Raw genomic sequence first — 13,369 nt, 5'->3', positions numbered from 1 at the left:
CGCTCACCACCTCCCTTGATATAGGCATAAGAAAACCCGCCCAGAATGAGCGGGTTCATTGTGAAATTGTTGTCTACTTCTTTCCGTACTTGCGGCGGGCACGGTCTGCACGTTTGCCCATGATAAAACCGTAGTGGTAAATGATAATGCCCGTAATCAGGACATCGCCTATAGCAAGATGACGATTCATCAACCAAGCTATCATGTCGCGAACAGGTTCATCTGGAATTGCATGACGCATAGCAATTTGCTCCATTGTCATGACTACACCGCCTCCCGCCCGAAAATCTTTTCAAACACAGGAACGACGCTTTCATAGTACCGCCAAGTTTCGACTTCCTTGACGCTGTGCTCGGACTTACTGTAGAACAACTTCGCATACTCGGGTACTTTCAACTTGTGCATGTTCGCCAGCTTGCCGATCTTGTTTGCCGACACGCCGAACATTGCGCCGATTTCCGTCGCTGAGTACGTCCGACGCTCTGCGGCGGGCAAGGGAAGAATCATCTCACCCGCGACCATCTCGGCGGCTTTTGCGTTGCATACGGCTTTGTATTCGGGGATGTTCGTGCGCTCTGCAATCTTGAGAAGCAAGTTTGCCGCACGGGTGCGAGCATTGCGCTCCATGATTTCCACACGCTTGGACTGAAGGGCATCGTCATGCTTCACGTTGTAGCCGCCAGTCTTGCGGATGGAGGGCAGAACCTCCGACGTGACCCAACGCTTGAACTTCTTCGCGGCGGGGAGCTTCGAGGAGAGGATGAGTGAGTAAAGCCCCGATTCGTTGATGATGGTTGCCGTCTGTGTCCCGCGCGACGGGGTGGTAATTTGCCACCCCGTCTTATCTTCCTCGTCAACATGGGCTTTCAACGCATTCACGGTATCCTTATAGCCCAGAATCTCCGCGACATCCTTGCCAACGAAATACGGTTCTCTCCCCTTCACAATCGTTCGCACCTTGCCGAACTCGGCGTTTTCGAAAATCTGAACTCCATTTGTCATTACAATTCATCCTTTCTTTTTTCCCGAAAAGATGATAGAATGAAACCATCAATCCCTTCGGGGGTTGTAGGACAAGCAACCCTCGACTGTCGCCAAACACTGAGGGTTGCTTTTTTCATCAATCTCGATAACTTTCGCGCACGGTATCAAGCAACGTCCTGCCATGCGGGGCATTCCCATCACCTTTAATGACGTCCACTTCGGCGGTTCCTATAAGTGGTTTGATGCGCGCTTCAAGCCACTCCGTTACACTTGTGTTTCCAGCTGCTTTCCGCTGATAATTATATGCAGGAAATAGCTGACTACGCGGGCAACGAATTACGACTTTAATTTCTTCGAGCTGAACTATCTGTCGTTCAAGCTCACTCGCAGGCACATTCATATCTCCCCCTCCTTTCAACGGCAATATTACACGATTATTTTCAGATTGTCAAGGGGGTTATTTAGCTTTTATTTTGTGTGTCTATTCATAATTTTACAAAATTCTATTTTGGTCATTTTATAGATTTTACCGCCGATGTGAACTTTCACGGGGTACTTTAGCAAATCTTCATCCACAACAGTTTCGGCATAGCAGCGACAGAGCGGGCAACAGCCCGCGTGGTAGTGTCCATAATTCTCCGAATTCGTCGATGGAAATAATGTTTCCGGCGCGGGTGGGTCGTTCCAATTAACAACAATCCCACTCATTTTACGGTGGCTATCCCTTGTCTTCCCATCACCTTTTCTGCCTCCGCACGCCCTCCAAACGTACCAATGAAGCCCCATTTTTTCCGCTCGCGCCTGCATCAAAGCTGTGTGTGCAATAGACGCTTGCGTTCGTGCAATCAAAAGAGCTTTATTTTTTGCATGGGCAGGAAGCATTTTCTCAAGGTCTTTCGCAATAGATTCAGCCCTGCGTCCTTTTTGGTTCTCCTGCATGACGTAAAGTGCTATATTGTTGGCATCCTCTGCAGAGAGTATTGTCAAAAGATATGGGGCTGACCGGGCAAGGGAGGACACACGTGCGCCCGTTTCTCCTTGCATCTCTTTTTGTAGAGCATCATACATCGTTTTGCCTCGCCCATAGGTCGAGGTTATTTTTTTGATGATCCCCATTATATCTATCATCGTGCGATGCCGCCTTTCTCTCATAGACTGCTTTTATTGTTCCAATCTTATATTACTCGATGATAGACATAAACTCAATCAAAAAAGCCCTCCACTGATACGGCGAGGACTGCTTGCGCTCTATGCAATTTTCGACATTACCATCATACCACGTTTGACAGCGAAAAACGCGCAGAAAGTGCGCAAAAATCTCGCAAAGAATGCGCAAAAAACGCGCAAAAATTTTGCTGTCTTAGTTATCCACAGTTTTCCAAAAACACGAAGTCAAGGCTGCGCTGCCCTTCCACAGCTTCTGGGAATAGCGTCTTTGTGAGCACTGTGATCGCCTCCCGGGCGAGATACTGACAGCTGCGCTCGCTGTAGCCTGTCGCCTGTGACACCTGATACCATCGCTCCCCGTCCATGAACTTCCTGCACAGGATCGTGCGGTGTGCGTCGCCCATCAAAGCGAGCGCATTGTCAATCCGCCGCAGGAGCGTCTGGATGCGGATGTAGTTCTCGCGCAGAATCGGCAGACGTTCTTCGAGCTTCATGCGTCGGACGACGGCACGCTCAACCTCGGATAGCTCATCGTACCCGCCGACGGGTGCATCGCCATACTTCGATATTTTCGCATCTCCGATGCTGCGTATCTGCTCTTCCACGCCTTCGATCTCGATGCGGAGGCTGGAGAGTTGCCCCTTGAACTGGTGATAGTTACGGAGATACCCGTATACCGTCTTTTCGTAATCGTCGTACTCCCTCATATGCTCCTCCGCTTAACAACGAGACAGAGAGCGCGACTTCTCGCACTCTCTTTTTGCTCCGAAAACGCCTTGTCTTATTCTGCGCTGCCGTCCAGTTCCCGCATCATGATCTCTATCCTCGGTCGTTCATCGTACCATTTCCCGAGCTCGGAGAATCCGACGATCTGACTGTCGTCCTTGTACCACACGCCCTTGAGTGCATCCTCGACCCCTTTCAGCACGTTGGACACGTCCGGCTTTGTCACCGGTCGAATCTGCCCCGCCTTTGCCGCCTCGCGCTTGTATTTTGGCATCCCTTTTGGGATGGCACGATAGATACGTAGGGAGAACTCGATTGCACCCTCTACGGGCGATTCCGGGGCGTGCTGCGCCGCAATCATCCGCACATAGCTCTTGTAATCGCGGCTCTTTGCGGGATCGTACGCCTTGACAAATCCGCCCTGCCGAGAAAACCGCGGTCGTCCCTGCGCGACCGGCTCGCCGAGGATAACGGCGGTATAGATGCTCAATGCGCGACCTCCTCGCTGCTCAGCAGCCTATACGTCTCCCCATCGTAGACGTACACCGGCATGCCTTTTTGACTCGCATGTGAGAGCTCCATCATGCATCCTCGGCTCTCCCGGTATCGTCCTGTCATCACTATCCCGTCGCAGTAATCCAAAAGGCACAGACAGTACATCATGATTTTGTAGTACTCCATGCTCTCCAACGCCTTAAAGTTGGCAATCGGGCTGATGTAGAGCACATCCGGGTATTTCTCCTGAAGTTCGCGTTGGATCGCTTCCGCCTCTGCCCGATTCTTCGTTTCGTCACCGCTGAATGGGTGCGATAGATAGTGTGTAATCATCGGTGTTCCTCATCAATCCTTCATCCACACAAGCCACACCGTCTTGCCTCGCCGATTACCAAACAGCGGACGTTGCGGGAACAGCCTCAAAATATCCGCTGTGCTGATCTGATCCTCGCTCCACTTGAAAATCAACACGCCCTGCGGCTTGAGTACTCTCATACACTCGGCGAATCCACGGCGCAAATCATCTTCCCAGTCATCCGTGAGCATTCCATATTTCTTGCTCAACCACGACGCCTTTCCGACACGACGTAGATGTGGAGGATCAAACACCACGAGCCGGAACGACTCATCGGGGAAAATCATATACCGGAAATCGCCTAGGACATCGGGCCTAACCTCAAGTTTCCGCCCGTCGCACAGCGTATCATCCACGATACGGCAATCTTGGAATACCACGCGGGGATTATTCTTATCAAACCAAAACATTCTTGCACCGCAGCAGGCATCAAGAATCGGCTTATCCATGTCAATCCTTCCTCTTCGCACAGTCCCTCACCAACGCCCCATACAAGCGTTGAGATATTGGTTGCACACACTGCCGAGTGTCATTGCGCCTCCTCATGGTAGCCGCGCTTTCGGTTCTTCTCGTTGACACGCCGCTGCCATTCGTCCCGCTCCTCTTCGTTATATCCGAGCGCATCAAGCCACGAAACACACACTGTGATCACATCCGTCAGCTCTTCTGCAAGATGCTCATTGATCTGTCTGTTGCGGATGATTCTATCCAAATCGAGATTGATGAGGTCTGCTTCCCCGAGTACCTCCTCTGTCTCCTCTGCGAGTTTTTCCATCCACTCTTTTGTACTCGCATTCCGAAATGCCATGCATGGAATCGGTTTAATCATTTTCTGCCTCCTACTCTATCCGCTGCCAATCATAAAGCCTTGCCCATGCCTCAAGCCTGTCTAACGCATCCTTCTTCGTGGGATACGCCCCTATAAGCACCTCTGGCGTCTGTCCCTGATCAGCATAGTACACCGAGTACCGCAGCCTCCCTTTTGCTGATTTCCCATCCGGCGCGACGTAGTACACGGTGCCGACTTCGTCCTCGTACATCATGCGTATCCCGCCTCCTTTTCATATTGCCTTGCGCGATACCGAAATGTCGCAAGCGGCATATGACACGCCCGCGCCGCCGCACTCCCTGTGATTTTCTCTGCTTTCCACTGCCGATAACATTCAGGAAAGTTTGTCGGCAGGGGACGCGCCGGTCTGCCAAACTCTACACCGCGCGCTTTTGCCGCCGCGATCCCTTCGGCTTGTCTCTGCTTGATGTTCGCACGTTCGCTTTCGGCAACGAACGAAAGCACCTGCAAGACAAGATCGCTGATGAACGTTCCGATGAGGTCTTTCCCCCGCCGTGTATCAAGCAGCGGCATATCGACGACCACAATGTCAACGCCTTTTTCCTTGGTCAATATGCGCCACTGCTCTTGTATCTCTTCGTAGTTACGCCCGAGGCGGTCGATACTTTTAATATAAATCACATCGTCCTTTTTCAGGCGCCGTACCATCTTCTGATAAGCAGGGCGGTTAAAATCTTTGCCCGACTGCTTGTCCGTGAAGATGTTTTTCTGAGGGATGTCAAGAGCCTGCAGGGCGATGATTTGACGCTCTTCGTTTTGCTCGCGTGTGCTGACGCGTACATACCCGTAAATCATACTGCCGGCTTCGCCTCCCGCCATCCGTACCGCTTTGCCTTTTCGTCAAGCTCCAGCTGCGCCGCAAGTCCCGAGAAAAAGGGATACTCGCACATCTGCCCGCTCTCTTCCTCCGTGTCCCGATAGATGCCCCAGCGGCTCCGCCCGATGTACGCGATGTAATAGACTGCGCCGCGTTCGTCCTCGTACTGCATCATCGCACCTCCCGAAATATAACCTTGCTCTCCCGCATTTTGTACAGGAACAGCTTCTTCCGCAGTATGTAGTCACGCGTCTTCATGCCCTTTACCTCGACGACCTCAGTATGCCCGTCCGCGTACCGCACGAGGAAATCGGGCGTGTAAGTAATCGGGAGCTGCTTGTACCCTGCGTTGTCCACGAACCCCTCAAGGAGCTCAAAGGACGGTTGCAGCGTGATTGATACCACCTCGCCCCGACGCTTGAGGTCGAGCAGCTCGAGGTAATATTCTGCCTCGCGCTTGCTGTCGAACGTGCGCCCGTAGACGGTCGTTTTCCGGGCATTGTACTTGTTCCGCTTGCGCCGGCTCTTTTCGTCCGCGCGCCATACCGCCGTGCGTGCCGTCGGGTAGTTCTCTTTGCAGGGTGTGTATTCGTCCATGTCGCCGCCTCCTTACTCAATCCATGGCCTCATCCCATGTCGCGACAACCACCATATAGCCTTGTCCTTATGGGGTTGTTTGATGTATGGCGATGTACTGCCAAGCAACGCTTTACAGGCACCTGCCATGAGTACGTTTTTGTCCTTGGGAAAAGCAATACCATATTTCCGCGCATATTTTTTCAACTTTTTCGCTTGTCCGTATACCACAAGGGATATTAGCGCCATATCCCGCTCTTTGATAAAAGCATTCATGTCCATCAGAAACACCCGCGTTTCTTGTTCTTCTCGTTGATGCGCTTTTGCAGCTCGCCGCGCCTCGCTTCGTCATATCCAAGCGCATGAAGCCATGAGGTGCAAACGGTTATAACATTCGTGAGTTTTTCGGCGAGAGCCTCTTCATCCGCACGCTCTATACAATCAAAAAACTGATCCATGTATATCACATCTCTAACGACATCATACATGTGCTTGCCCAGTTCCTTTGCCCACGCCTCACCATCCGCAACGTCAAACATGTTGCACGGCTGCGGCTTTGTCATATCAATCTCTGCCATCTCAGCACGCTCCTTTCATGCGCCAGTCGAGGCTGTCCATCCGTATCGGCTCACACATCCCGCAAATTCGGCTCACGATGCGCTCGCCCATGATGTCTTTCTCCAGGTTCCCTCGCTTTTTGGGGTCTACCTCCGAGAGGTGTTTACTCAGCTCCTCGGGCGCAAAATTCGACGTGACAATCGTCGGCAACTCCTCGTTGTAGCGATGGTTGAATATCCCGAAAAGCTGTTCTCCAACCCATGAGGACATCAGCTCCGTCCCGAGGTCATCGAGCACCAACATCGGCGCCGTTCGTATCGCTTGCGTTACCTCCTGCGTCGTCCCTTTTCCGAACGTTGCCTTGATGTCGGCGAGGAGGTCAATCGCACTCGCAAAAAGGACGTTCTTGCCGCTCTTTGCCCGCTCATTCGCGATGATAGCCGCGAGCATCGTCTTTCCCGCGCCCCGTCCACCGTGTAGGAGCAATCCGCCGCTCTCTGCCGTTACCATCCATCGCGCAGCCTTCACCGCCTCTTTGTTGCGCTGTGTGACGCGGTAGTCCTCAAAGCCGAGATTGCGGTACCGTTTCGGTACGTGAGCCGCCTGAAAGAGACGGTCGAGCCGCACTTTCTCACGTCGCCGCCGCTCCACGTCGCAGATTGTATAGCTCACTCCGTAGCGGCCGTAATCATCCGTGACGACGGGGGTCATCCCCTGCGCCGATCCTGTCTTGTAACATGTCCCCGCGCAGCCGGCACACCTATCCCGCTCGTCCTCGATCTGTATGATCTCCTCCCGGTGCATCTCGATTACCTCCTGCGGGAGGTTGTACGTCCCACGGACGCGGGGAGTTTCGTTTTCGTTCTTCCCACTCTCTGAGTTGCTGTATCCATGGAGTTTCATCTGCGGAGACATCCGCGCTATGATCTCCTTCGCCTGTTCCACTTGTCACCGCTCCTTTCGTTTTTCGCTGTGCCTTGAATCCGTCTCTTTGCCACCGTTCGAGGATTGCCGAGATGTAGCGGAGATTCCGTCCGCCACACTCTACCGCCTCCGTGATTGCGGCGATGACCCATTTTGCCCCGTAGGTGTCGTAGAGGTCAGCGAGTTTATCCGCCTCTATCGCCCCCGTAACGGGATGGATGTTGTCCGAGAAGGTACGCATCACTTCTCCTAGGTCATCATCCGGCTTATCCCTAGAATGTGGCTGCGGCAGCTCGTCCTCACGCGCGCACGCACGCGGTATATACTGCTGCTGCTGTTTATTATTATTTGTTTTAGTTTTTGTTTTTGTTTTAGGGGACTCGGAATCCGTTGAGGCTGTAGGCTCTGCGGGATCGTTTTGGGGGAATTTTTCCCCTATAACCTCCCCTAAAACCTCCCCTAAAACTTCTTTTTGAGGGAATTTTTCCCCTAAAACTTCATCCTTTTGGGGGAATTTTTCCCCTAAAGATTCATCCGAACCTCCGTTATAGGGGAGTTTTTCCCCTAAACGGATGATGTGATACTGCGTCGGGATACGTCTATCTCCAAACTGCACAGAGATGAATCCCTTATTGATAAGCTCCTGCCGTGCCTTTTGTATTGTCTTGCTCGTGAGCCCTGTGACAGTCTCTAAATACGCATTGCTCGCCTCGAACCACGCTGTCCATCGGCGTTTGTTGTTGAGACCAAATAACTGTAGATAGAGGGCATAAGAGGACGCGCTTAAAGACACCGCCGCAGAGCGGTCAATAAATGCGCCCATCTGCCGTATGTAGTCCATGCGCGTCCTTCTCCTTATGCTTTCTCTGCCGCCTCATCCATATCGTACGAAAACAGGTCATATTCCGACCGCCATTCGTGCGATCCATCCTCCAGTTCAACGAGGTACTCTACGGTATACTCATCTTCGTCGTTGCAGTGCAGGATTACTTTTACGACAACGCCGCGCACATCGATGTTTCCGCCAAAATTTCTAAAGTTTACCTTGTCCCCAACATTGAACGCCGATTCAATCTCGAACTTCATTGATTTACACCTCCCCCATCGTTTAATCCTCAAACAATTCATTTATTGCCTGTATCACTTCCTTAGAAAGCGGTGCAGGTTTTCCATAAAAATCAAAAAATCCTATGATTACATCATGGTTATCAAACTTACGTTCAATCACGGACTCGTTCCACCATTTACGCGTTCCGTTTTCAAGTTCGACCAAATACGAGGGCTGATGTGTCGTATGACTGATGAGCTTAATGTCTACGACAACGCCCTTCTGATTCCGGGTGCCAATCACATCTCCGACGTTGAACTTTGATGCAATCTCGAATTTCATCATCTCACTCCTTCCTCAGTTTGTAGACGTCCGCAATCCGCTCGTCTACCTTCACAGGCTCTAGGATGTACCGCCGCAGGAACGTCTCATGCCCTATCTTGTGTATCTCTGTGTGATGCGTTCTACACAGCGGCAATACCCGCATCCCGATGTGACATATCTCCTTACGATTGCGCCCCATGCCCACACAGTCAACGTGATGCAGCTCCGCTTTCCTACCGCATACCGCGCATCGCTTGTTCATGAGACACACCCACACATAGCGGGGGATGTCCTCGGCGAGCTTATAGAGCGGCTCGTTGCACGGAACATCATGCAGGAGGCAAAAGTCGATCAGGAACGTGATGTAGAGCCTTGCAACCTCCACCGAACAATCGGAGAGCGAGAATGTCCCCTCTAGCGTCGCCATTTCCGACTCTTGAAAGATCCATTTTGAGAACTCCTTGACCGTCTCCATCGGTGTGCCGCCCATCCATAGGGCAATGTCGCGAATAAGGGCGTATGCCTTGCGTCGTTGCTCGGGACTGATACGGCGAGGATCAACAAGCTCAATGTTGACACCCTTGCGGTACTTGCCCTTGAGAGCCTCCTTGTCGGCAGCAGGGAGGAGGATAAGAAAGCCCTCCTCAGCCTCCTGCACGACCTTTCCTGAGAGAATCATTAGAACGGAATATCATCGTCGGGGATAGTATCTCCGATGACGCCGTAGGATTTCCGCTCCAGTTCCTTCTTTGGCGGCGCAGGGACGTCCTCAATGCCCTCAAGTTCGTTGATGTAGGCTATCTTGGTTGCCGTCTTGATTGTCCCATCATAGGAGGATTCATACTCTTCCTCCCGGAACACGCCGCCGAACATCAGCCCCTTGAGCGATTCCACATCAAAGTTCCAGTCCCACCCGGGATTGGACGCCTTGAGGATTTCAACGAGCCCCTTAAACCGTCCCGCCTGCGTGTTGTTCGGCTCCCCGTCAAGCCCCGTGAGCTGATAGTATGTGCCGCCTGCGGGGTATTTTGCATCCGCGTCGCTTTGTTTACGCTGCTTGTATTGCCGCACAAACAGCCCCGCATACTCGCCCTCGGCGACATCCACCCAAAGAACAAGCATCTCTTTCCCTTTGCGCGACTGCGTAACAGCCCCGCCGATAATCGTGCAGGGATAGCCGCCCGCAGGGAGCCTTTCCCCGCCGCCCTTGATTGCCGTCGTTTCGTCCCACCATGTTGGTTTTTGCATTTTGTCTTCCTCCTTATGCACTCTTCGCCGTATCTTCGGCGTCCTCGCCCTCATACTCCTTGAGTGCCGCAATCACAGCGGCCATATCGTTATCAATCTCCTTGTCAAAGCATCCCATCGGGCTTTTCGCCGTGCTTTTATCCGATTGCGTTTCAAAGACGTATTTCCCGTCAAGTGCTTTTGATATTAGAACCGTTGAGAATTTACTTTCCGGCACAATCTTATCCAGCTTGCGCCCCGAGGTTTTCATGCGTGTAAATATGTACCCGCTATCATCACGGTCGGTCTGCGTGTGTGCCATACAGACAACAGTCAAGTCCTCTCGGTAAAGGTGTATCTTCGTAATCAGTTCCCATATGACAGCGGCAAGGTCGACCCATTTGTCATATCCTTTCTCTTTCATGCGCCGCATCTCATCATCAATCATGCACATATTCAACGTGTCAATAACGACGACTTCGATGTGAGTGAGATCGCCATCGTTTACACGCGTCAGATAGTTCATGATGACCGACACGTCCGAACTCTGGATATAGTTCTTGTTTGCCGTGTTGTACGACTTGCGCCATCCACGCCATGACAGCCCCTTACGGTCGGCGTCAATGATTAGTGTCGTCTGTGGGTCGAGTGTCCGGAGTGACGTTGTTTTTCCGCTCCCCGATTCGCCCATGATTAGGATTGCTCTACTCATTTGTTCTTCCTCCTTCTACGCCGCGCCACCTGCCCGCGCGGCGTCGTGGATGCCCGACCGACGCACCGCCCGCCCTGCTTTATCTTTGCAGACAGTTCGTTCCGTAAATGAGGTTTCCCCCACCTTTTACATCCTCCAAATCGGGGTACAATCTGTACCTAGGTTATCCCTTGCGCCGTTATTCTGCCTCCACATAGAAGGACGGCTCGCCCTCCGTTACAGTCATTCCGGGGATAATCTGCCCCGTCACGCTTACTATGCGCCCGTCCTCCATGACGTTCAGGGTTTTCTTGTAATCGCCCCATCGGACGCTTTCCTTGCGTTCGATGTAGTCCGCATCATCCTTGCGAACAAATGCAAGAAGATCTGCGTTCGTTGCGGACACCTTCTCGCCGCCCATCATGTACGTCTTGCTCCCCGCACGGAAGCCGACGCGCCCCGAGGGCAGCATGACAGACTTCTTCTTGCTGCCTGCAAGCTCCGCCTCTGCCCATGGGCGCAGGAGCCCCTCAAAGAACGCCTCATCCTCGTCAAGTTTCATAAGGCTTTCTGCGCGCCACTTCTCATAGCGCGCCACCATCTTTTGGTATTGATCCTCGACCATCTCACGCTCTTTGCGTTTCTCGGCAATTTTCTCAAGCGCCCACTGCGCACTTGCCGCGTCTGTCACCTCAAAAGGCTTCTTTTCTACCGCTTCCATCATGCCGCAGGTTCCTCCTCTATACCGAACTGTTCCGGATGACGTGCCAAATAGTGAATCTGAACATCATCGAATGCTTTATCTACCTCAAACCGCATCCCGTAGCGCGTTGTGCTGTGCTGTACCTGTCCCGCTTCATCACGCCAGAGAATCATGATCGCAGGCGCTTTTGTCAGCTCCCCATAGGCGAGCACTTTATACATGGTTCCGCACAGTTCGGCTTGAAAACGTTCCACATACACGACATGAACATCAGAACCGCCCTCATAGCCGCGCAGCCCGCTCAGCAGCGCGTCAATTTGCTCTTGTACCCACGCGGGGTATTTTGTTACGATCATTTGTCAAATCTCCTCTCATGTGCTATGATAGTCGTATCATTTGTTTTAACTCCTTGCCCTTTCGGGATTGCCGTCTCGAGGGGCTTTTCTTTTTGTGTGTCTTTTTTACGTTCATCCCATAACCGCGTTCACCGAACGCCGTGATCAGGATTGCGCTCTCCTCCCGCGTGCGCGGGATCTTCCCGCCGCCGTCACACGTCGGCAGCGTGCATGTGAGACAGCCCCACCCGGGGCGGCACTCATTCATTCCCGCGCACCCAGTACGTCATGGTCAGCTTATCCCCCGGATGAAGCATCCCACCGCGATCCACAAGCCACGGGTTATTTTCGTACACGCCCTCCTTGTACTCAAGGATGTAGCGGCACGTCCCCGTGTTCTTTGCGACGTACTCCTCACAGATTCCCCACAGTGTTTCTCCGGGCTTGACGATGTGCGTTTCTTCCACCAGTACCGCCTCGGGGCGATCCTCCAGTGCCTCCATGCCCGCCGTACACACGGCGCAGGCGAGCAGCCCTCCGCCAATGAGGGCTTTCATCCCTAGTTTCATTTCCTACACCTCCTCACGCGCTCCGTACTGCACGGAGCTTCTTCTCTTCCGGCTCGCCCTGCGGCAGGGATGCGATGTAATCGAGGACGTCACGCCGTTTGTATCGTTTGAATCCTTTCCACAGCAGATAGAAGGGGATCTTCCCTTCGCGGATGAGGCGGTCAACGGTAACGACCGAGACGGACAACATCGCCGCAACGTCCTGTTTCTCAAGGAGTTCGGGTTGAATGGAGTGTGTGAAAGAAATTCTGTAAAAACTTCTGACTCGAAGGAATAAGGACTTCTATGGTAAAATCAAATCATGGGAGGTCTTTGTTTATGGCAAAACAACAAAAAGAAGTTCACAAAGTCAAAATGACCGATGGGAAAAGAGCGATCATTCAGCAGCTCTTTCAAGAGTATGACATTGAGAGCACATCCGACATCCAAGACGCACTAAAAGACCTGCTGGGTGGAACCATCAAGGAAATGATGGAGGTGGAAATGGACAGCCATTTAGGCTACGAAAAATCCCAACGCTCCGCCAATGAGAACGCTCGCAATGGGTACAAATCCAAGACATTAAACAGCAGCTATGGGAGCGTTCGGATTGAAGTCCCCCAAGACCGGCAGTCTTCTTTTGAACCACAGGTGGTAAAAAAGCGGCAGAAGGATATCTCTGCGATTGATCAGAAAATCATATCCATGTATGCCAAGGGAATGACTACGAGACAGATTTCCGAAACGATCAATGACATCTACGGTTTTGAGGCATCGGAAGGATTTGTATCCGACGTAACCGATAAGATTCTGCCCCACATTGAGGAATGGCAGAACCGCTGCCTTGTCAGCGTTTACCCGATCGTTTTCATTGATGCCATCCATTTTTCCGTGCGTCAGGACAGCATCGTAAGCAAACTTGCGGCCTACGTCGTTGTAGGGATTAACGATGCCGGGCGAAAAGAAGTCTTAACCATTGAAATTGGAGAAAATGAGAGCAGCAAATATTGGCTTGGCGTTCTTAACAGCCTAAAAAATCGA

At 52.2% G+C, this 13,369-nt stretch carries 26 protein-coding genes; 1 reads left to right on the top strand and 25 read right to left on the bottom strand.

Annotation, left to right across the window (positions count from 1 at the left end; translation table 11 throughout):
* Nucleotides 1-73: 73 nt before the first annotated feature.
* The 25 genes from HMPREF1147_RS05125 to HMPREF1147_RS11620 all read right to left on the bottom strand — a co-directional run bounded on the left by HMPREF1147_RS05125 (nt 74) and on the right by HMPREF1147_RS11620 (nt 12,578).
* Nucleotides 74-262, bottom strand: a complete 189-nt coding sequence (locus HMPREF1147_RS05125; protein WP_037351195.1) for a hypothetical protein — start codon at nt 260-262, stop codon at nt 74-76.
* A gap of 2 nt (nt 263-264) precedes the next feature.
* A complete protein-coding gene (locus HMPREF1147_RS05120) occupies nt 265-1,002 on the bottom strand; it encodes a BRO family protein (protein ID WP_009658015.1) in 738 nt (245 codons plus the stop codon).
* Nucleotides 1,003-1,120: 118 nt separating this feature from the next.
* Nucleotides 1,121-1,384 (bottom strand): hypothetical protein, encoded by a 264-nt coding sequence (locus HMPREF1147_RS05115; RefSeq protein ID WP_037351193.1) that lies wholly within the window; start codon nt 1,382-1,384, stop codon nt 1,121-1,123.
* A 68-nt stretch (nt 1,385-1,452) separates the two neighbouring features.
* Complete coding sequence (locus HMPREF1147_RS05110; RefSeq protein ID WP_232208056.1) at nt 1,453-2,100, bottom strand: phage minor head protein; 648 nt, start codon at nt 2,098-2,100, stop codon at nt 1,453-1,455.
* A gap of 248 nt (nt 2,101-2,348) precedes the next feature.
* Nucleotides 2,349-2,858, bottom strand: a complete 510-nt coding sequence (locus tag HMPREF1147_RS05105; RefSeq protein WP_009657984.1) for a hypothetical protein — start codon at nt 2,856-2,858, stop codon at nt 2,349-2,351.
* A gap of 74 nt (nt 2,859-2,932) precedes the next feature.
* A complete protein-coding gene (locus tag HMPREF1147_RS05100; RefSeq protein ID WP_009657996.1) occupies nt 2,933-3,367 on the bottom strand; it encodes a RusA family crossover junction endodeoxyribonuclease in 435 nt (144 codons plus the stop codon).
* Complete coding sequence (locus tag HMPREF1147_RS05095) at nt 3,364-3,705, bottom strand: DUF4406 domain-containing protein (protein ID WP_009657976.1); 342 nt, start codon at nt 3,703-3,705, stop codon at nt 3,364-3,366. Before HMPREF1147_RS05095 ends, HMPREF1147_RS05100 begins: the two co-directional genes overlap by 4 nt.
* A gap of 12 nt (nt 3,706-3,717) precedes the next feature.
* A complete protein-coding gene (locus tag HMPREF1147_RS05090; protein WP_037351191.1) occupies nt 3,718-4,176 on the bottom strand; it encodes a methyltransferase in 459 nt (152 codons plus the stop codon).
* Nucleotides 4,177-4,256: 80 nt separating this feature from the next.
* Nucleotides 4,257-4,556, bottom strand: coding sequence for a hypothetical protein (locus HMPREF1147_RS05085; RefSeq protein WP_009657991.1), 300 nt, complete (start codon nt 4,554-4,556; stop codon nt 4,257-4,259).
* 10 nt (nt 4,557-4,566) lie between these two features.
* Nucleotides 4,567-4,770, bottom strand: coding sequence for a hypothetical protein (locus tag HMPREF1147_RS05080; protein WP_009658002.1), 204 nt, complete (start codon nt 4,768-4,770; stop codon nt 4,567-4,569).
* On the bottom strand, nt 4,767-5,372 hold the full coding sequence (locus HMPREF1147_RS05075; protein WP_156791303.1) for a recombinase family protein: 606 nt from the start codon (nt 5,370-5,372) through the stop codon (nt 4,767-4,769). The genes HMPREF1147_RS05080 and HMPREF1147_RS05075 overlap by 4 nt, the downstream gene beginning before the upstream one ends.
* On the bottom strand, nt 5,369-5,569 hold the full coding sequence (locus HMPREF1147_RS05070) for a hypothetical protein (RefSeq protein ID WP_009658014.1): 201 nt from the start codon (nt 5,567-5,569) through the stop codon (nt 5,369-5,371). Before HMPREF1147_RS05070 ends, HMPREF1147_RS05075 begins: the two co-directional genes overlap by 4 nt.
* Complete coding sequence (locus HMPREF1147_RS05065; RefSeq protein ID WP_009657993.1) at nt 5,566-5,991, bottom strand: DUF1064 domain-containing protein; 426 nt, start codon at nt 5,989-5,991, stop codon at nt 5,566-5,568. Before HMPREF1147_RS05065 ends, HMPREF1147_RS05070 begins: the two co-directional genes overlap by 4 nt.
* A 260-nt stretch (nt 5,992-6,251) precedes the next feature.
* Nucleotides 6,252-6,548 carry a hypothetical protein gene (locus HMPREF1147_RS05055; RefSeq protein ID WP_009657989.1) on the bottom strand — a complete coding sequence of 99 codons (297 nt, stop codon included), beginning with the start codon at nt 6,546-6,548 and terminating at the stop codon, nt 6,252-6,254.
* Between the two features lies 1 nt (nt 6,549).
* Nucleotides 6,550-7,332: an ATP-binding protein gene (locus HMPREF1147_RS05050; RefSeq protein WP_009657998.1), complete on the bottom strand. Its 783-nt coding sequence runs from the start codon at nt 7,330-7,332 to the stop codon at nt 6,550-6,552.
* The gene (locus tag HMPREF1147_RS11420) at nt 7,289-8,293 is read right to left on the bottom strand and encodes a DnaD domain protein (RefSeq protein WP_009657966.1); all 1,005 of its coding nucleotides are present in this window, start codon (nt 8,291-8,293) and stop codon (nt 7,289-7,291) included. Before HMPREF1147_RS11420 ends, HMPREF1147_RS05050 begins: the two co-directional genes overlap by 44 nt.
* Before the next feature lie 14 nt (nt 8,294-8,307).
* The gene (locus tag HMPREF1147_RS05040; RefSeq protein ID WP_009658000.1) at nt 8,308-8,538 is read right to left on the bottom strand and encodes a hypothetical protein; all 231 of its coding nucleotides are present in this window, start codon (nt 8,536-8,538) and stop codon (nt 8,308-8,310) included.
* A gap of 22 nt (nt 8,539-8,560) precedes the next feature.
* Nucleotides 8,561-8,845, bottom strand: coding sequence for a hypothetical protein (locus tag HMPREF1147_RS05035; protein WP_037351185.1), 285 nt, complete (start codon nt 8,843-8,845; stop codon nt 8,561-8,563).
* Nucleotide 8,846: 1 nt separating this feature from the next.
* On the bottom strand, nt 8,847-9,503 hold the full coding sequence (locus tag HMPREF1147_RS05030; protein ID WP_009658004.1) for a putative HNHc nuclease: 657 nt from the start codon (nt 9,501-9,503) through the stop codon (nt 8,847-8,849).
* Nucleotides 9,503-10,072 carry a hypothetical protein gene (locus HMPREF1147_RS05025; protein ID WP_009658023.1) on the bottom strand — a complete coding sequence of 190 codons (570 nt, stop codon included), beginning with the start codon at nt 10,070-10,072 and terminating at the stop codon, nt 9,503-9,505. The genes HMPREF1147_RS05030 and HMPREF1147_RS05025 overlap by 1 nt, the downstream gene beginning before the upstream one ends.
* Nucleotides 10,073-10,085: 13 nt before the next feature.
* The gene (locus tag HMPREF1147_RS05020; RefSeq protein ID WP_009658005.1) at nt 10,086-10,763 is read right to left on the bottom strand and encodes an AAA family ATPase; all 678 of its coding nucleotides are present in this window, start codon (nt 10,761-10,763) and stop codon (nt 10,086-10,088) included.
* A 178-nt stretch (nt 10,764-10,941) separates the two neighbouring features.
* On the bottom strand, nt 10,942-11,466 hold the full coding sequence (locus HMPREF1147_RS11415; protein ID WP_009658003.1) for a host-nuclease inhibitor Gam family protein: 525 nt from the start codon (nt 11,464-11,466) through the stop codon (nt 10,942-10,944).
* The gene (locus tag HMPREF1147_RS05010; RefSeq protein ID WP_009657964.1) at nt 11,463-11,801 is read right to left on the bottom strand and encodes a hypothetical protein; all 339 of its coding nucleotides are present in this window, start codon (nt 11,799-11,801) and stop codon (nt 11,463-11,465) included. Before HMPREF1147_RS05010 ends, HMPREF1147_RS11415 begins: the two co-directional genes overlap by 4 nt.
* A gap of 239 nt (nt 11,802-12,040) precedes the next feature.
* On the bottom strand, nt 12,041-12,349 hold the full coding sequence (locus HMPREF1147_RS05005) for a LysM domain-containing protein (RefSeq protein ID WP_009658042.1): 309 nt from the start codon (nt 12,347-12,349) through the stop codon (nt 12,041-12,043).
* Nucleotides 12,350-12,362: 13 nt separating this feature from the next.
* Nucleotides 12,363-12,578 carry an AlpA family transcriptional regulator gene (locus HMPREF1147_RS11620; protein WP_255345143.1) on the bottom strand — a complete coding sequence of 72 codons (216 nt, stop codon included), beginning with the start codon at nt 12,576-12,578 and terminating at the stop codon, nt 12,363-12,365.
* Nucleotides 12,579-12,667: 89 nt separating this feature from the next.
* Here HMPREF1147_RS11620 and HMPREF1147_RS05000 point away from each other — a divergent pair.
* A partial coding sequence (locus HMPREF1147_RS05000; RefSeq protein ID WP_037351037.1) for an IS256 family transposase occupies nt 12,668-13,369 on the top strand: 702 nt, incomplete at its 3' end.

It is taken from the genome of Selenomonas sp. FOBRC9 (assembly GCF_000287655.1).
Lineage (GTDB): Bacteria > Bacillota > Negativicutes > Selenomonadales > Selenomonadaceae > Centipeda > Centipeda artemidis.
Note: the sequence above shows the minus strand (reverse complement) of the source record. Positions and strands in the feature narration are given on the sequence as shown.